The organism is Siculibacillus lacustris (genome assembly GCF_004328075.1).
Classification (GTDB): domain Bacteria; phylum Pseudomonadota; class Alphaproteobacteria; order Rhizobiales; family Ancalomicrobiaceae; genus Siculibacillus; species Siculibacillus lacustris.
Window position 1 is genome coordinate 140,412 of the sequence record NZ_SJFN01000005.1, and the last position, 16,141, is coordinate 156,552.

Below are 16,141 nucleotides of genomic sequence, written 5' to 3' on the forward strand. Positions count from 1 at the left end.
CGCGACCGTCGGCTCTCCCGTCACCCGACGTCCGGCCCGGAGACGACTCCGGGTCGGACGTCGTTTCAACGCAGAACGTAGGACGCTTTCTCGGCACCGCAGTTGGGGCAGGTCCACGTCGCGGGAAGGTCTTCGAAGGCGGTGCCGGGTGGAATGCCGTGGTCCGGGTCGCCCACGGCGGGATTGTAGATCCAGCCGCATTCGTTGGTCTGGCACCGCCAGACCTTTTCGGCCCAGGCCGATCGACACCCGAGCACGAGCGCCGACAGGGCCAGCACCACGGCAGACAATCGGCGCCGGCTGATCGACATCTGCAGTCTCCCAGAAATTCGTATCGACGGCCCATTTTAGTTCCGATCGCGTTGCCCGGTCCAGCAGCGCGAGTCGAGCCGCCGTTCATGTCGGGACCCGCGGTCGCGGCGTTCGGATGGCGCAGCCGGATCTGACCATGATCGGCGAGGCGTCGGATCGCCTCGGGATTCCGCCGCACTCGGTTGCCAGCGCCGCCTGCGAAAACGAAATTTGGAAAATGGCCGATCTCTTTCCGGCATCGCCTATGGCGGGAACGCGTCGTTCGGCTGGGCGATGCTTCGGAGAAGAGGCATCTTTCCGGTGTATCGGCCCCGGCCGATAGGGCCACTGCCCGAGTAGCGCCCGCGCCGTCGGCTCCTCTCCGTCGGCTCGATCTCGGGCCGCACCCAGCACACCGCCACGGCATGCCCAGCGGCCGACCCTGCGTCCATGGCGGATCACCGCGATGCACCGCTATCCAGAACAAATTGGTGGGAGAAATCAGTCCCAGAAAAGCAAAAAACGCAGATTTCCGCGGCTTTTCGGGAGGCAATTGGTGGAGCTGAGGGGAATCGAACCCCTGACCTCTGCAGTGCGATTGCAGCGCTCTCCCATCTGAGCTACAGCCCCGACACGACTGGGCAGGTCATGGGGGACCCGCGTCGGTTGGGCGCCATTTACGGGACCGCTCTCGGATCTGTCAAGGGACGTGCCCGCCGATCGCCGCCGCTTTTCCCGACCATGCCGCCGCACCCCGATCCACTCGGCGAACCACCCCGAACACCGGCACCCGCCGCACGCACCGGCGAAACGCAAGCGCGCGGCGCCGCCGCTCCCCACCGGTCCGGCCGAGCCCTTCGGCCGCGGCGGCCCACCACCCACCGCCCACCAGATCGACGCTCGCCCTTCGCGCGCCCCCGGTCCACGCTCGCCCGCAGACCGAGCCCCACGGCGCACCGGCGGATCCCTCGCCCCCCGGCCCGGCCCGACGGCCACACCGGTCGGTCCCTCGTCCCCGGCCCAGTCGCCCCGCCCCCTCCCGACGCCACACGAAACCGGCGGCCGACGGTCGTCCCTTGGCAATCCGCCGCGCGATCGTTACATGAGGGCGACATCATCGCACGGGAGACCCCATGGCCCTGCTCTATCCGATCGTGACCGTCGTCGATCTCGTCCTCGAGCTCTATGGCTGGGTGTTGATCGCCACCATCGTGTTCTCCTGGCTCTACAGCTTCGGCGTGGTCAATCCGCGCAACCCGGCGGTCTCGGCGATCGGCGACATGCTGTTCCGCCTGACCGAGCCGGTGCTGCGGCCGATCCGCCGCTTCCTGCCCAATCTCGGCGGCCTCGATCTGTCGCCGCTGGTGGTCTTCCTGGCGATCTTCCTGATCCGCCAGTACCTGCACCTGCTGCTGCGGCTGTGACCGAGCGGCCCGTCGCCCCGGCCGTCCTCGTCGAGGCCGGCGCCGTGCGGCTTCGCGTCCGCCTGACCCCGCGCGCCGCGCGCGACGGCCTCGGGACGATCGAGCACCTCGCCGACGGCACGCCGGTGATGCTCGCCCAGGTCCGGGCGCTGCCTTCGGAGGGCGCCGCCAATGCCGCCCTGATCGCGGTGGTCGCGGCCGCCGCCGGCGTCGCCAAGTCGAAGGTCGCCGTGGTCTCCGGCCACGGCGCCCGGGTCAAGACCGTCCGCATCGAGGGCGACGCCGCGGCGATCGCCGCCGCGCTGACCCGCGCCGCCGGGTCCTGACGTCCCTTCCCGCCGGTCGGCGTCCGCCGGATCGGCCCCTCCCCGCCCGCTGCGGCGGACCGTCTCGGCCGGAGGCCCCCATGACCGCACGCATCATCGACGGCAAGATCCTCTCCGAAAAACTGCGCGCCACCGTCGCCGAGTCGGTCGTGGCCTTCGTCGGCGCCACCGGCGCCGCCCCCGGCCTCGCCGTGGTGCTGGTCGGCGACGATCCCGCCAGCGCCGTCTACGTCGCCTCCAAGGGCCGCCAGACGGTCGCCGCCGGCATGCGCTCCTACGAACACCGCCTGCCCGCCGACACCGCCGAGAGCGATCTCCTGGCGCTGATCGCCCGGCTCAACGCCGACGACGCGGTCGACGGCATCCTGGTGCAGCTGCCGCTGCCGCGCCATCTCGACACCGGCCGGGTCGTCGCGGCGATCGATCCGCGGAAGGACGTCGACGGGCTCCACGTCGAGAACGCCGGACGCCTCGCCTCCGGCCAGCCGGGGCTCGTGCCCTGCACACCCTATGGCGCGATGATCATGCTCGATTCGGTGCTCGACCGGCTCGCCGGCCTCGATGCGGTGGTGGTCGGACGTTCGACCCTGGTCGGCCGGCCGATGGCGCAGCTCCTGCTGCGCGCCGACTGCACCGTCACCATCGCCCATTCGCGCACCCGCGATCTCGCCGCGGTGTGCCGCCGCGCCGACATTCTGGTGGCGGCGGTCGGTCGGCCCAAGATGATCGCCGGCGATTGGATCAAGCCGGGCGCCACGGTGATCGACGTCGGGATCAACCGGGTTCCGGCGCCGGAGAAGGGCGAGGGCAAGACCCGTCTGGTCGGCGACGTCGACTTCGATACGGCGGTCGCGGTCGCCGGGGCGATCACGCCGGTGCCCGGCGGCGTCGGTCTGATGACCGTGGCGACCCTGCTCGCCAACACGCTGATCGCCGCCCATCGACGGCGCGGTCTCGCCGCGCCGCCGGTCTTCGCCGAACTCGATCGCCGCCTGTTCGGCTGACGATCGCGCAGGCGCGATCAGAAGTCGCTGATCACGCCCTTGTTCTCCCAGTCGCCGAAGCGCACCGGATCGGGGCCGGCACGACCGGCGAGTTCCTTCGGCGGCGGCGGGGCCGGCACCGCGTCGCGGGCCCGGCGGCGGGCCTCGGCCTCGCGCAACGCCCGCTGCGCCGCCGGCGGCAGTTCCTCGAACTTCGTCGCCGAACCGCCTCCGTCCGTCTTCCGCCCGCCCTCGTTCGCCATCTTCGTCCTCGTGTGCTTCGTTTCGTTGAGGCCGGTGATAGCATGGCGCGACCGGTGCCGTCGAATGCACCCACCCTCTCGTCGAGAAAGTCACGATCCCCATGGCCCAGCGCGAACGCGCTCCGAAGTCCCCCGATGCCGTCCGCCCCGATCGCACCTCCGGCGATCCCGGCCTCGCCGCCCGCCGCTTCGCGGTCGACATCCTCGCCGAAGTGTTGGAGGGTCACCGCCCCCTCGACCGGGTGCTCGACCATCGCGCCACCATGCCCGCCTATCGCGCGCTGTCGCCGGCCGACCGCGCCCTGGTGCGCGCCCTGGTCGCGACCTGCCTGCGCCGCCTCGGCCTGGTCGACGACGCGATCCGCCGCATGATGGAGAAGCAGCTGCCCGCCAAGGCCCTGCGCGCCAAGCAGATTCTCCGGATCGGCGCGACCCAGGTGCTGTTCATGGAGGTGCCCGACCACGCCGCCGTGTCGCTGGCCACCGAGCTCGCCGACCGCGACCGCGACGCCCGTCCGTGGAAGGCGCTGGTCAACGGCGTGCTGCGCTCGCTGGTCCGCCGCCGCGACGAGGTCCTCGCCGATCAGGATGCCGAACGTCTCGTGACGCCGCTGTGGCTGTGGCGCGAATGGTCCGAGACCTGGGGCGAGGACGCCGCGCGCGCCTTCGCCCGCGTCCACATGGTCGAGCCGGCGCTCGATCTGACCGTCAAGTCCGACGCCGCCGGCTGGGCCGAGCGACTGGGCGGCATCGTCCTGCCGACCGGTTCGGTGCGGGTCATCGCCCACGGACGAATCGAACGCCTCGACGGCTTCGAGGAGGGCGAATGGTGGATCCAGGACGCCGCCGCGGCCCTGCCCGCCCGCCTGCTCGGCGACGTCGCCGGCCTGCGGGTCGCCGATCTCTGCGCCGCCCCCGGCGGCAAGACCGCGCAGTTGGCGGCCGCCGGCGCGAAGGTCACCGCCGTCGACATCTCCGCCGGCCGCCTCGACCGGCTGAAGCAGAACCTCGCCCGCCTGCACCTCGACGGCGTCGAGGCGGTCACCGCCGATCTCGGCGTATGGACCCCGGACGAAGCCTTCGATGCGGTGCTGCTCGACGCGCCCTGTTCGGCGACCGGCACCTTGCGCCGCAACCCCGACGTCGGCCGGCTGAAGAAGGCCACCGACGTCGAAGATCTCGGCCACGTGCAGTCCTATCTGCTGTCGCGCGCCGTCGATTGGGTCAAGCCCGGCGGCCTCTTCGTCTATTGCACCTGCTCGCTGCAGAAGGCCGAGGGCGAGGACCAGATCGCGGCCTTCCTCGCCGGCGGCGCGCCCTTCGACCGGGTGCCGATCACCGCCGACGAGGTCGGCGGCCTCGCCGATGCGATCACCGCCGACGGCGCCCTGCGCACCCGGCCCGACCAGATGCCCGACGTCGATCCCCGCCTCGGCGGTCTCGACGGCTTCTATGCGGTGCGGCTGCGCCGGCGCCCCTGACCATTCATCGAATGGACGAGGGACGCTTAACCGGCTTTTAACCCTGATGGAGTGCCTTAAGGTTGGGGTAGGGTCGCGGCCGAGTGCCGGCCGGCGTCGTCGGACGCCGCGGACGCGACGACGGGAGCTCATGGCGAACAAGAGGCCAGCGACGACGCGCGCCGAATGGAAACTGGTCGGTCGCCGGATCGCCCGTCGCCTGGTCGTGCCGGTGGTTCGGGGCGTGCGGGCCACCCGCGCCCTGTTCGAGCCGGCCGCCGACCGTCTGGCCATCGCCCCGCAGGACCTGCGCACCGCCGACGCCACCGTCGCCGCCGACATCTATGCCGGGGTCTTCGTGTTCTCCGGCCGGATCGTCGATTGTCGCGGCCGTTCGCCCTTCGAGAGCGTCGCGCCCAACCGCGAATGGGCGCGCGTCCTACACGGTTTCGGCTGGCTGCGCCACCTGCGCGCGGCCGACACCGCGCTCGCCCGCTCCAACGCCCGCATCCTCGTCGACGACTGGCTGCGCATCGCCGAACATGCGCCGATCGCCTGGGAGCCGGAGGTCGTCGCCCGCCGCACCATGGCCTGGCTCGCCCAGTCGCCGATGATCCTCGCCGACGCCGACCAGGGTTTCTATCACCGCTTCCTCACCGGTCTGACCCGCCAGTTCCGCTGGCTGCGCATCCGCATGGGCGAAGAGCCCGCCGGCCTGCCGCGCCTGCGGGTGGTGATCGCCGTGCTCACCGCGGCGCTCGCCGTCGACGGCTTCCGCCGCTGGGTGCGCCCGTCGCTGCGCCGCCTCGACGAAGAACTGAAGCGCCAGATCCTGCCCGACGGCGGCCACGTCGGCCGCAATCCGCTGGCCGTGCTGGAAATCCTGATCGACCTGCTGCCGATCCGTCAGGCGCTCGCCGCCCGCGGCTTCCCCGTCTCGGCGGTGATGATGGGGGCGATCGATCGGATGATGCCGATGGTCCGCTTCTTCCGCCACACCGACGGCACCGTCGCGCTGTTCAACGGCGCCAGCTCCACCCCGACCGATCTGGTCGCCACCGTGCTCGCCTATGACGACGGCCAGGGCCGGCCCCACGGCAACGCCCCCCACGCCGGCTACCAGCGCCTGGAGGCGGGCCGGGTGGTGGTGATCGTCGACTGCGGCCCGCCGCCGCCGCCCGAACTCGCCCGCTCCGCCCATGCCGGAACGCTGGCCTTCGAGCTGTCCTCCGGTCCCGACCGTTTCGTGGTCAATTGCGGCGCGCCGCTGCGCCCGACCGGCGACTGGGCGCGGGTCGCCCGCTCGACCGCCGCCCATTCGACCCTGATCGTCGAGGATCACGCCTCGTCGCTGATCCGCGAGATCCGCGGTGCCGCCGCCCTCGGCACGGTGCTGGTGCGCGGGCCGACCCGCGTCGGCGTCGCCCGTGACGAGACCGCCGACCGCGTCTCGGTGGTCGCCGATCACGACGGCTATGTCCGCGACTTCGGGGTGATCCACGAACGCATCCTGACGCTGGCCACCGACGGCAGCCGCCTCGACGGCCGCGACGCCGTCCACCCGGTCGCGGCACGCGACGGCGCGGTCGCCTTCGTCCTGCGCTTCCACCTCCACCCGGCGGTCAAGGTCGCCCGCCTCGCCGGCGGCGCGGTGGTGCTGGTCGGTCACGGCGGCGAAGCCTGGGAGTTCCATTGCGACGAGGTCGAGCCGACGGTCGAGGATTCGGTCCATCTCGCCGATCCCCACGGCATCCGCCGCACCTCGCAGATCGTCGTGACGGTCGCCGCCGACGGCCCGCGCGAACTCTCCTGGCGCTTCCTCCACACCGCCCGCGCCCCGACCGGCCGGCGCTGAGCCGGCGAAGGCGCCCGAGTCGGGTTTGCCCGCCGCGGGATTCGTGGTATCGGCCCGACGACACTCGCTCTCCGGGATCCCGACCGCCGCGCCGTCGCCGCCGCCGCCGGATCCCGCCCGCACGAAAGGCCCCGCCGATGTCCGTCCAGGTGAAGAACCGTCCCGCGCCCGATCTCGTCGCGATCAAGCGCGCGCTGCTGTCGGTCTCCGACAAGACCGGCCTGGTCGACTTCGCCCGCGCCCTGGTCGGCCACGGCGTCGAGCTGATCTCGACCGGCGGCACCGCCCGGGCGATCGCCGAGGCCGGACTGCCGGTCGTCGACGTCTCCGCGGTCACCGGCTTTCCCGAGATCATGGACGGCCGCGTCAAGACGCTGCACCCGCTGATCCACGGCGGCCTCCTGGCGGTGCGCGACGATCCCGAACACGCCGCGGCGATGGTCGCCCACGGCATCGTCGGCATCGATCTGCTGGTGGTCGACCTCTATCCCTTCGAGGCGACGGTCGCCGCCGGCGCCGATTGGGCGACCGCCATCGAGAACATCGACATCGGCGGCCCGGCGATGATCCGCGCCGCCGCCAAGAACCACGGCCACGTCGCCGTGGTGGTCCACCCCGCCCGTTACCCCGAGATCCTCGCCGCCCTCGATGCCCATGCCGGCGCGACGCCGCTCGCCCTGCGCAAGGCGCTGGCGCTCGAGGCCTTCGGCCGCACTGCGACCTACGACGCCGCCATCTCCAACTGGCTGGCCGCGACGCTGGGCGAGGCCAACCCGCGCTTCCGCGCCTTCGGCGGCACGCTCGTCGAGCCGATGCGCTACGGCGAGAACCCGCATCAGGCCGCCGCCTTCTACAAGACCGCCGAGCGTCGCCCGGGTGTCGCCACCGCCACCCAGCTCCAGGGCAAACAGCTCTCCTACAACAACATCAACGACACCGACGCCGCGTTCGAGCTGGTCGCCGAGTTCGATCCGGCCCGCACCGCGGCCTGCGCGATCATCAAACACGCCAATCCCTGCGGCGTGGCCGAAGCCGCGACGCTTCCCGAGGCCTATGCCAAGGCGCTGCGCTGCGACCCGGTCTCGGCCTTCGGCGGCATCGTCGCCTTCAACCGCACGCTCGACGCCGAGACCGCGGCCGAAGTGGTCAAGATCTTCACCGAGGTGATCATCGCGCCCGAGGCCACCGACGAGGCCAAGGCGATCGTCGCCGGCAAGAAGAACCTGCGCCTGCTGGTCACCGGCGGCCTGCCGCGGCCCGAGGCGGTCGGCCTCACCGCCAAGACGGTGTCCGGCGGTCTCTTGGTCCAGAGCCGCGACAACGGCACCGTCGAGGCGATCGAGCTGAAGGCGGTGACCCGTCGCGCGCCGACCGAGGCCGAAAGTGCCGATCTCGCCTTCGCCTTCCGGATCGTCAAGCACGTCAAGTCCAACGCCATCGTCTTCGTCAAGGATCTCGCCACCGTCGGCATCGGCGCCGGGCAGATGAGCCGCGTCGATTCCGCCCGCATCGCCGCACGCAAGGCCGCCGACGCGGCCGAAGCCGCCGGTCTCTCGGAGCCCTTGACCAAGGGATCGGTCGCCGCCTCGGACGCCTTCTTCCCCTTCGCCGACGGCCTCGAGGCCCTGATCGAGGCGGGCGCCACCGCGGTGGTCCAGCCCGGCGGCTCGGTGCGCGACCCCGAGGTGATCGCCGCCGCCGACGCCGCCGGCATCGCCATGGTGGTCACCGGGATGCGGCACTTCCGTCACTGACCGGCACCGGCGGCGACGCCACCGTCGCCGCCAGGGCCATCCCGACGCCGAGGAAGCCGAGCAGCACCGCCGCGCCGGCGCGCTGATCACCGCACCAATGGGTGACGATCCCCACCGCCAGCGGCCCGAGGAAGCTGGTCAGCTTGCCCGACAGCGCGAACAGGCCGAAGAACCGGCCCGAGCTCGCCGCCGGCACCAGCCGCGCCAGCTGGGTCCGCGACGAGGCCTGCAGCGGCCCGGCGAGCAGGCCGACGATCGTCCCGGCGATCAGGAAGATCTTGTCGCCGAGGCCGGCATAGAGCGAAACGTCGCCCGCCGCGCGGCCGGCGATCGGCACCACGAAGGCGACGTGGTGCGGGTCGGTCGACAGAATCACCCCGAGCGTCAGGATCAGGCCGGCGAGCGCCGCGACGATCACCGCGCGCGAGCCGAAGCGGTCGTCGAGACGGCCGCCGGCGAAGGCGCCGATCGTGCCGGTGACGGTCGCCAGCACCCCGAACAGGCCGAGCTCGATGGCGCTCCAGCCGAACATCCCGGCGCCGTAGATGCCGCCGAAGGCGAACAGTGCCACCAGCCCGTCGGTATAGACCATGTTGGCGATCAGGAAGCGCCCGAGGCCGGGGATCGCCCGGAGATCGCGGACGGTCTCGGCGAAACCAGCGAGCCCCGCACCGATCGCCTCGGACGTGCGCGGATGCTGGTGGCTGTCGGGGGTGAACAGGAACATCGGCAGCACGAACAGCGCGAACCACGCCGCGGCGATCGGCCCGGTCGCCCGCGCGCCCGCGTCGGCGTGGAGCGCCCAGCCGAACGGCGGGGTGAGGCCCGCCAGCGTCGACCCGGTGGCCGCATCGGTCACCACGAAGCCCAGCACCAGGATCAGCGACACCAGACCGCCGACGTAGCCGACCGCCCAACCGGTGCCCGACAGCCGCCCCAGCCGATCGGCCGACACCAGCCGCGGCATCATCGCATTGTTGAACACCGTGGCGAATTCCGCGCCGATCGTGCCGACCGCGAAGGCCCCGAGCGCCAGCGGCACCGCGCCGGGATGGCCCGGCCGGGCGAACCACAACAGGCAGGCGCCGACCATCATCATCGCCCCGAAGCCGGCGATCCACGGCTTGTGCCGCCCCGACGCATCGGCCAATGCCCCCAGCACCGGCGACAGCACGGCGATCACCAGCCCCGCCGCGGCGGTGGCATAGCCCCACCAGGCCTGACCGGCGACCGGCTCGCCGGCCAGCCGGGTGGCGAAATAGGGCGCGAACACGAAGGTGGTGACCAGCGTGAAATAGGGCTGCATCGCCCAGTCGAACAGCACCCAGCCGGCCAGTCCGGCCGATGTCGTGCAGTTGCGCTCCGTCCCGCTCGCCGTCATGCCGCTCCCCTCCGCCCCGTCACTCAGGTGTCCTCGGCGAGATCGGCGAGCAGCGCCGCCGCCACGGTGAAGCGCGACACCCCGGCGCCGGCCTCCTCGACGATCTCGGCGATCGCCGCCAGTACCCGCGCCACGTCGCCGCCGCGCCGTCCGACCCAGGCGTCGAGCCCGCCCGCCGCCAGCACGTCGGCGACGATCCGCCGCTGCGCGTCGCCGATGGTGCGCACCGCCCGATCGAGCGCCAGCCCGTCGAACGGATCGGCCACCGGCACCGCCTTGGCGGCCGCCACCAGCCGACCGATCGCCAGCCGCTCGCCGACCGCGAAATGCACCGCCGCCACTTCCGCCGGCGCCCGTCCGGTGCGCTCGGCGACCGGCGCCACGTCGAGCACCTCGACCAGCAGCCCGAGCCGCGACAGCCGCAGCGCCGCCTCTTCCGGCACCCCCTCGGCGGCCAGCCGGCCGCGCTGCCGCTCCAGCGCCTCGACCGCGGGCAGCGGCAACAGCGCCTCGATCTCGCCCTCGACCAGGGCGACCACCCCGCCGAAACGTTCGACCACCTGGGCGATGCCCTCGCCGGAGGCGAAGGGCCGCACCAGCCGCACCGTCGCTTCGATCAGATGATCGCGCAACGATCCGGCGAGCTCGAGCAGGGTCGTCCCGGCGAGGCCGCCGAGCCCGTCGATGGTGGCGATCAGCGCCTCGGCGCGGAAGATCGCCCGCGCCGCCGCGAAGGCCCGCGCCACCGTCGCCGGATCGGCGGCGGTGCGATCGGCGACCCGCACCACGAAGGTCGGACCGCCGAGATCGACCAGCGCATTGGCCAGCCGCGTCGCGACGATCTCGCGCGCCAGCCGATGGCCGGCGATGTCGCCGGCGAAGCTCTCGCGCATCGCCGGCGGGAAGCTCGCCGCCAGCTCCGGGGCGAAGAACGGATCCTCGGTGACCCGCGCCGCCAGCAGATCGGCCTTCAGCGACAGCTTGGCATGGGCGGCGATCACCGCGATCTCGGCCCGTCCGAGGCCGCGCCGCGCCTTCTCGCGCTGGGCGAAGCCGGCGTCGTCGGGCAGCGTCTCGACCTTGCGGTCGAGCCGTCCGCGCCGCTCGAGCTCGCCGACCAGACGGCGCTGGTGGAGCAGGTCGCCCACCCCCTGGCGCTCGGTCAGCGAGATCGCCAGGGTCTGGCGGCGGTTGTTGACCAGCACCAGCTCGGCCACCGCGTCGGTCATCGAGGCCAGCAGCGCGTCGCGCCCGGCCCGGTCGAGCCGGCCGGCAACCACTGCGGACGCCAGCGCGATCTTGATGTTGACCTCGACGTCGGAGCAGTTGACCCCGGCCGAATTGTCGATGGCGTCGCAGTTGCAGCGCCCGCCGGCCGCCCCGTATTCGATGCGCGCCCGCTGGGTCATGCCGAGATTGCCGCCCTCGGCGACCACCCGCGCCCCGAGCTCGAGCCCGGTCACCCGGACCCCGTCGTTGGCCTTGTCGCCGACCTGGGCGTCGGTCTCGGCCGAGGCCCGCACATAGGTGCCGATGCCGCCGAACCACAGGAGGTCGACCGACGCCTTCAGGAGCGCCCGGATCACCACCGCCGGCGGGGCGTGATCCGCCTCGATCCCGGTCAGGGCGCGGATCGGCGGCGACAGCGGAATCGACTTGGCGGCGCGCGAGAACACCCCGCCGCCCGCCGAGATCAGGCGCGGGTCGTAGTCGGCCCAACTCGACCGCGGCAGCGCGAACAGCCGCCGCCGCTCGGCGAAACTCGCCTCGGTGTCCGGATCGGGATCGAGGAAGATGTCGCGATGGTCGAAGGCGGCGACCAGCCGCAGGGTCGGCAGTGCCGTCAGACCGTTGCCGAACACGTCGCCCGACAGATCGCCGATGCCGATCACCCGGATCGGCGTGGTGGTGACGTCGACGTCGATCTCGCGGAAATGCCGCTTCACCGCCTCCAGCGCGCCGCGCGCGGTGATGCCCATCTTCTTGTGGTCGTAGCCGACCGAGCCGCCCGAGGCGAAGGCGTCGTCGAGCCAGAAACCGCGCTCACGGGCCAGCCCATTGGCGAGGTCGGAGAAGGTGGCGGTGCCCTTGTCGGCGGCCACCACCAGATAGGGATCGTCGCCGTCGTGGCGCAGCACCGCCGGCGGCGGCACCACCACCCCGTCGACGATGTCGTCGGTGAGATCGAGCAGCCGCCCGACGAACAGCCGATAGGCCGCCACGCCCTGCGCCTGCACCACCTCGCGCGACAGCCCGACTGTCGAGCCCTTGGGCACGAAGCCGCCCTTGGCGCCGACCGGCACGATCACCGCATTCTTGACCTGCTGCGCCTTGGCGAGGCCGAGCACCTCGGTGCGGAAGTCCTGGGCGCGATCCGACCAGCGCAAGCCCCCGCGCGCCACCGCGCCGAAGCGCAGATGCAGGCCTTCGACCGTCGGCCCGCACACCCAGATCTCGCGGAACGGCCGCGGCGCCGGCATCTCGGCGAGGCCGGCGGGATCGAGTTTGAAGGCCAGCGTGTCGCGCGGCAGCCCGTCGCGATCGGGACGGAAGAAGTCGGTGCGCACCATCGCCTCGACGTGGCCGGCGAAGCGGCGGACGATGGTGTCGTCGTCGAGCCCGACGATCGCCTCGAGCGCCCGCTCGACCGCCGTCCGCGCCGCCGCCGTGGCCGCCACCCGCCCCGCGCCGAGCGCCGGATCGAAGCGCGCCCGGAACGCCGCGACCAGGGCGCGCGCCGCGTCCGGCGAGCGCCGCAGCGCCCCGGCCAGGGCTTCCGGCGTGTGCGGCAGGCCGATCTGCCGCAGATGGCGGCCGATCGCCCGCAGCAGCGCCGCTTCGCGCCGGTCGAGCCCGGCGTCGAGCACCAGCGCATTGAAGCCGTCGTTTTCGGCGCGGCCGGCCCACACCGCCGTGAACAGATCCTCGAGCCGTCGCTCGAGATCGCCGGAGAGCTCGATCGCCGCACCGCCGGCATGGGCCAGCGCCATGTCGTGCACGAAGATCGCCCCGCCCTCGGACGGGGTCACCCGATAGGTGCTCTCGTCGATCACCCGGAGGCCCATCGCCTCGAGGATCGGCACCCGATCGGACAGCGGAATCGGCGCCACCGCGTCGAACAGTTTCAGCGCCAGCCGATCGGCCGCCTCGCCCGGGCGCCGATAGAAGTCGACGGCGGTGCGGCGGTCCTCGCCGAGCCCGCGCATCGTCGCCACGTCGATCGCCGCCGCCGCCGGATCGATCGCCTCGCGATAGGCCGCGCCGAAGGCGTCGACCCAGCGCGCCGCGTCCGGCACGAGGCTCGCCGCCAGCTGCTCGACGAAGGCGTCGCGCCAGGTCCGCACCAGGGCGGCGACGTCGCGCTCCAGCACCTCGGCGGCGATCTCCGGTGTCTGGCCGGAGGTGCGGCCGACGATGTAGTGGATGCGGGTCAGCGCCCCTTCCGGGAAGGTCGGCGTCGCCGATTCGACCCGACCGTCGAAGCGCTGTTCCAGGAGCGCGCCGATGCGCAGCCGCAGCGTCGTGTCGTAACGGTCGCGCGGCACGAAGGCGAGCACCGAGACGAAGCGGTCGAAGGGATCGCGTCGCGCCAGCACCCGGATGCGCGGCCGCTCGCCGAGCGCCAGCACCGCCAGTGCGAAGGTGTCGAGCGTCGCCTCGTCGATCTGGAACAGCTCGTCGCGAGGGAAACTCTCGAGCACGTGGCGCAGCGCCTTGCCTGAATGGCCGTCGGCGGGGAAGCCGGCCCGCGCCACCACCCGCGCCACCTTGGCCTGGACGAAGGGCACGGTCTCGGCGGAGCTCGTATAGGCGCTGGCGGTGAACAGCCCGAGGATGCGCAATTCGCCGATGAGCGTGCCGTCCGGCCCCCAGCTCTTGACCCCGACGTAGTCCATCGCCACGCGGCGATGGACGCGCGAGCGGACGTTGGACTTGGTCACCAGAATCGGTTCGGGCGCCCGCACGAAGGCGCCGATCGCCGCCGCGGCGTTGAGGCTCTCGACCCCGCGCTTGAGCACCCGCACGTCGGGATCGCGCAGGATGCCGAGCCCGGTCGCCGCCAGCGGCTCGACATAGGCCCCGCCGGCGCCGTCGCCGAAGCGGTAGTCGCGGGTGCCGAGGAAGGTGAAATGGCCGTCGCGCAGCCAGTTCAGGAAGGCCACCGCCTCGCCGCGCGCCACCGCCGCGAGCGGCGCCGAGGCCGTCGAGGTGCCGGCGATCTGCGCCTCGACCCGGGCCAGCATCGCCGTCCAGTCGTCGACCGCGGCGCGCACGTCGGCGAGCGTCCGGTCGAGATCGTCGATCAGCGCGCCCCGCGCCGCGGGATCGGCGATCGGGGCGAGATGGATGCGGATCAGGCTCTCGCGGCCAGCGCCGCGCCCCGAGGCCTCGCTCGCCTCGAAGGTGAGCAGGCCGCCGTCGCGGTCGCGCTGCACGGTGAAGATCGGATGCAGCACCAGACGGATCTCGTGACCGGCCTCGACCACCGCGCCGGTCACCGAATCGAACAGGAACGGCATGTCGTCGTTGAGGATGTCGACCACCGTCGCGGTGCACCCGCCCGGCCCCGCGAGATCCGACACGCGGATGGTGTGGCCCTCGCCCTGCCGCCGCCCGAACACGGCCCAGGCGTCGCGCGCCCAGGCCTCGAGATCGTCGGCCGACGCCCCGGCGAGGTCTTCGGCCGGAGCCCGTTCGAACAGCAGGCCGGCGAAACGGGCGAAGACCGGATCGGCCGCCGCCTTGTCACCGATCGCCGATTCGTGGGAAGACGCAGGCGTTCCGTCCGTTCCGACCATGGCATCCACCCTCGCGACCGCGAGCCGCCGCGACCCGTCGCGGCGCGACTCCCGTTCGAGCGGCGTCCAACATGGAACCCGGTGGGGCCGAACGCAATGACGCTGTCGGGATCGTCGCGGCGCCGACGCCGGGGGCCGGAAACGCCGAGAGCGCGACCCGGGGGCCGCGCTCGCGCGAGTTCGATGGTGTCGCCGGCGATCAGGTCGCGGCGGTTCCCGGGATCACTTCACCTTGTCGGCGTCGTAGCGGGCGATCGCTTCGAGGATCAGCCGGCGCGCATCGTCGTCGTCACCCCAGTTGATGATCTTGACCCACTTGCCGGGCTCGAGATCCTTGTAGTGCTCGAAGAAGTGCTTGACCTGATCGATACCGATCTGGGGGAGATCCTTGTAGGACTTCACATCCTTGTAGCGCGGCGTCAGCTTGTTGGACGGCACCGCCAGGATCTTCTCGTCGTGGCCGCTCTCGTCTTCCATGAACAGGACGCCGATCGGCCGGCAGTTGATGATCGCGCCGGGGACGATGGCGCGGGTGTTCATCACCACCACGTCGATCGGATCGCCGTCGTCGGACAGGGTGTGCGGCACGAAGCCGTAATTGCCGGGGTAGCGCATCGAGGTGTAGAGGAACCGGTCGACGACCAGGGTGCCGGAAGCCTTGTCGAGTTCATACTTGATCGGATCGCCGCCGATCGGAACTTCGATGATGACGTTGATGTCTTCCGGGGGATTCTTGCCGATCGCAATGGCGTCGATACGCATCTGATCACTCCTCGGGTGGCGGGCCCCGCGGCCGGACGGCGAGGGACGCGAGTGAGACGACCGGGACGCCCGTCGGGATCCCCGTCGCCACGAGACAGCGGCGGTTCGACGTCGATCCGCGCTCGGAATGGTCTCATAGCCGATCCGGCGACCGCGCGGAACGTGTCCGTTAGGACGACCTCGAATTGATTGAAGAGTGGGGGCGTCAGGTGGCCGGGAAGCCGAACACCACCAGGGGCAAGGTGGTCTCGCCGATGCGTTCGCCGGTCTCCGCCGCCACCGCACCGCCCATGTGCTCGTAGAACCCGCGGGCGCCGAGATTGTCGGCGAGCACCCGCACCGAGAACGAGGCGAGCCCGTAGCGCCGCAATTCGCGCCGCGCCGCCTCGAACAGCAGCCGTCCGAAGCCCAGTCCCTGATGCTCCGGCAGGAGATAGATCTCGTAGATCTCGCCGGCGAAGGGCAGCATGCGCATGCGGTTCGGCCCGATCGTCGCGTAGCCCACGACCTCGCCGCCGACGTCGAGCACCAGGATCGAAGTGTGGCGTTCGATCGCCCGCTTCCACCACAGCGGACCGCGCCGGGCGATCATCCGCTCGAGGTCGCGGCCGGGGATGATGCCGCGGTAGGCGAGGCGCCATGCGGCGTCGTGAACCCCGGCGATCCGGCCGGCATCCTCGTTTCCCGCGCGTCTGACACCGATCTGTCCCAGTCTCATGAGGAGAGCGTAACCCGGCTCGGCGGAGGCGTGAAGAGGGCTCCTGCGGAATTTACCGGATGGCCGACGCGCGCTCGGGCGCGGCCCCGCCACCCTTGAAATCTCGCCGTTCGGCCCGATCTCTT

Annotated in this window: 12 protein-coding genes and 1 tRNA gene; 6 read left to right on the plus strand and 7 right to left on the minus strand. The window is 72.0% G+C overall.

All coding sequences use genetic code 11. From position 1 onward, the window contains the following. Positions 1 to 65 precede the first annotated feature (65 nt). Entirely contained in the window at positions 66 to 311 is a 246-nt protein-coding gene (locus EYW49_RS05185; RefSeq protein ID WP_131306902.1) for a rubredoxin, read from the minus strand. Positions 312 to 845: 534 nt separating this feature from the next. Then, positions 846 to 921: transfer RNA gene (locus EYW49_RS05190), tRNA-Ala, on the minus strand. Positions 922 to 1,424: 503 nt separating this feature from the next. On the opposite strand from EYW49_RS05190, the gene EYW49_RS05195 reads away from it, so the two are divergent. The 3 genes from EYW49_RS05195 (at position 1,425) to folD (ending at position 3,045) form a co-directional block, all read left to right on the plus strand. Then, complete coding sequence (locus EYW49_RS05195) at positions 1,425 to 1,715, plus strand: YggT family protein (RefSeq protein WP_131306904.1); 291 nt, start codon at positions 1,425 to 1,427, stop codon at positions 1,713 to 1,715. A 44-nt stretch (positions 1,716 to 1,759) separates the two neighbouring features. Further along, positions 1,760 to 2,041: a DUF167 family protein gene (locus tag EYW49_RS05200; RefSeq protein ID WP_206365389.1), complete on the plus strand. Its 282-nt coding sequence runs from the start codon at positions 1,760 to 1,762 to the stop codon at positions 2,039 to 2,041. Positions 2,042 to 2,121: 80 nt separating this feature from the next. Next, positions 2,122 to 3,045, plus strand: a complete 924-nt coding sequence (gene folD, locus EYW49_RS05205; protein ID WP_131306907.1) for a bifunctional methylenetetrahydrofolate dehydrogenase/methenyltetrahydrofolate cyclohydrolase FolD — start codon at positions 2,122 to 2,124, stop codon at positions 3,043 to 3,045. Between the two features lie 17 nt (positions 3,046 to 3,062). Here folD and EYW49_RS05210 read toward each other — a convergent pair whose 3' ends face one another. Further along, a complete protein-coding gene (locus tag EYW49_RS05210) occupies positions 3,063 to 3,287 on the minus strand; it encodes a DUF1674 domain-containing protein (RefSeq protein WP_131306909.1) in 225 nt (74 codons plus the stop codon). 101 nt (positions 3,288 to 3,388) lie between these two features. Here EYW49_RS05210 and EYW49_RS05215 point away from each other — a divergent pair, with 101 nt between their 5' ends. The 3 genes from EYW49_RS05215 to purH all read left to right on the plus strand — a co-directional run bounded on the left by EYW49_RS05215 (position 3,389) and on the right by purH (position 8,356). Continuing rightward, complete coding sequence (locus EYW49_RS05215) at positions 3,389 to 4,768, plus strand: RsmB/NOP family class I SAM-dependent RNA methyltransferase (protein WP_131306911.1); 1,380 nt, start codon at positions 3,389 to 3,391, stop codon at positions 4,766 to 4,768. 130 nt (positions 4,769 to 4,898) lie between these two features. After that, positions 4,899 to 6,602 carry a heparinase II/III family protein gene (locus tag EYW49_RS05220; protein ID WP_131306913.1) on the plus strand — a complete coding sequence of 568 codons (1,704 nt, stop codon included), beginning with the start codon at positions 4,899 to 4,901 and terminating at the stop codon, positions 6,600 to 6,602. Positions 6,603 to 6,739: 137 nt separating this feature from the next. Continuing rightward, positions 6,740 to 8,356, plus strand: a complete 1,617-nt coding sequence (gene purH, locus EYW49_RS05225; RefSeq protein WP_131306915.1) for a bifunctional phosphoribosylaminoimidazolecarboxamide formyltransferase/IMP cyclohydrolase — start codon at positions 6,740 to 6,742, stop codon at positions 8,354 to 8,356. Here the strand turns inward: purH and EYW49_RS05230 are convergent. From EYW49_RS05230 to EYW49_RS05245, 4 genes are all read right to left on the minus strand, one after another. Next, positions 8,328 to 9,737 (minus strand): MFS transporter, encoded by a 1,410-nt coding sequence (locus EYW49_RS05230; RefSeq protein ID WP_131306917.1) that lies wholly within the window; start codon positions 9,735 to 9,737, stop codon positions 8,328 to 8,330. The genes purH and EYW49_RS05230 overlap by 29 nt on opposite strands. Positions 9,738 to 9,760: 23 nt before the next feature. Then, positions 9,761 to 14,536: an NAD-glutamate dehydrogenase gene (locus EYW49_RS05235; RefSeq protein ID WP_131306919.1), complete on the minus strand. Its 4,776-nt coding sequence runs from the start codon at positions 14,534 to 14,536 to the stop codon at positions 9,761 to 9,763. A 222-nt stretch (positions 14,537 to 14,758) separates the two neighbouring features. Beyond that, positions 14,759 to 15,298 carry an inorganic diphosphatase gene (gene ppa / locus EYW49_RS05240; protein WP_131306921.1) on the minus strand — a complete coding sequence of 180 codons (540 nt, stop codon included), beginning with the start codon at positions 15,296 to 15,298 and terminating at the stop codon, positions 14,759 to 14,761. A 205-nt stretch (positions 15,299 to 15,503) separates the two neighbouring features. Further along, positions 15,504 to 16,016 carry a GNAT family N-acetyltransferase gene (locus EYW49_RS05245; protein WP_131306923.1) on the minus strand — a complete coding sequence of 171 codons (513 nt, stop codon included), beginning with the start codon at positions 16,014 to 16,016 and terminating at the stop codon, positions 15,504 to 15,506. Positions 16,017 to 16,141: the final 125 nt, after the last annotated feature.

Excerpts from the sequence above, each read along its gene's own strand:
- EYW49_RS05185 (WP_131306902.1), bottom strand. The coding sequence starts at position 311 with ATGTCGATCAGCCGGCGCCGATTGTCTGCCGTGGTGCTGGCCCTGTCG.
- EYW49_RS05230 (WP_131306917.1), bottom strand. The coding sequence starts at position 9,737 with ATGACGGCGAGCGGGACGGAGCGCAACTGCACGACATCGGCCGGACTG.
- EYW49_RS05245 (WP_131306923.1), bottom strand. The coding sequence starts at position 16,016 with ATGAGACTGGGACAGATCGGTGTCAGACGCGCGGGAAACGAGGATGCC.
- EYW49_RS05220 (WP_131306913.1), top strand. The coding sequence starts at position 4,899 with ATGGCGAACAAGAGGCCAGCGACGACGCGCGCCGAATGGAAACTGGTC.
- folD (WP_131306907.1), top strand. The coding sequence starts at position 2,122 with ATGACCGCACGCATCATCGACGGCAAGATCCTCTCCGAAAAACTGCGC.
- purH (WP_131306915.1), top strand. The coding sequence starts at position 6,740 with ATGTCCGTCCAGGTGAAGAACCGTCCCGCGCCCGATCTCGTCGCGATC.
- EYW49_RS05215 (WP_131306911.1), top strand. The coding sequence starts at position 3,389 with ATGGCCCAGCGCGAACGCGCTCCGAAGTCCCCCGATGCCGTCCGCCCC.
- EYW49_RS05195 (WP_131306904.1), top strand. The coding sequence starts at position 1,425 with ATGGCCCTGCTCTATCCGATCGTGACCGTCGTCGATCTCGTCCTCGAG.
- ppa (WP_131306921.1), bottom strand. The coding sequence starts at position 15,298 with ATGCGTATCGACGCCATTGCGATCGGCAAGAATCCCCCGGAAGACATC.
- EYW49_RS05235 (WP_131306919.1), bottom strand. The coding sequence starts at position 14,536 with ATGGTCGGAACGGACGGAACGCCTGCGTCTTCCCACGAATCGGCGATC.
- EYW49_RS05210 (WP_131306909.1), bottom strand. The coding sequence starts at position 3,287 with ATGGCGAACGAGGGCGGGCGGAAGACGGACGGAGGCGGTTCGGCGACG.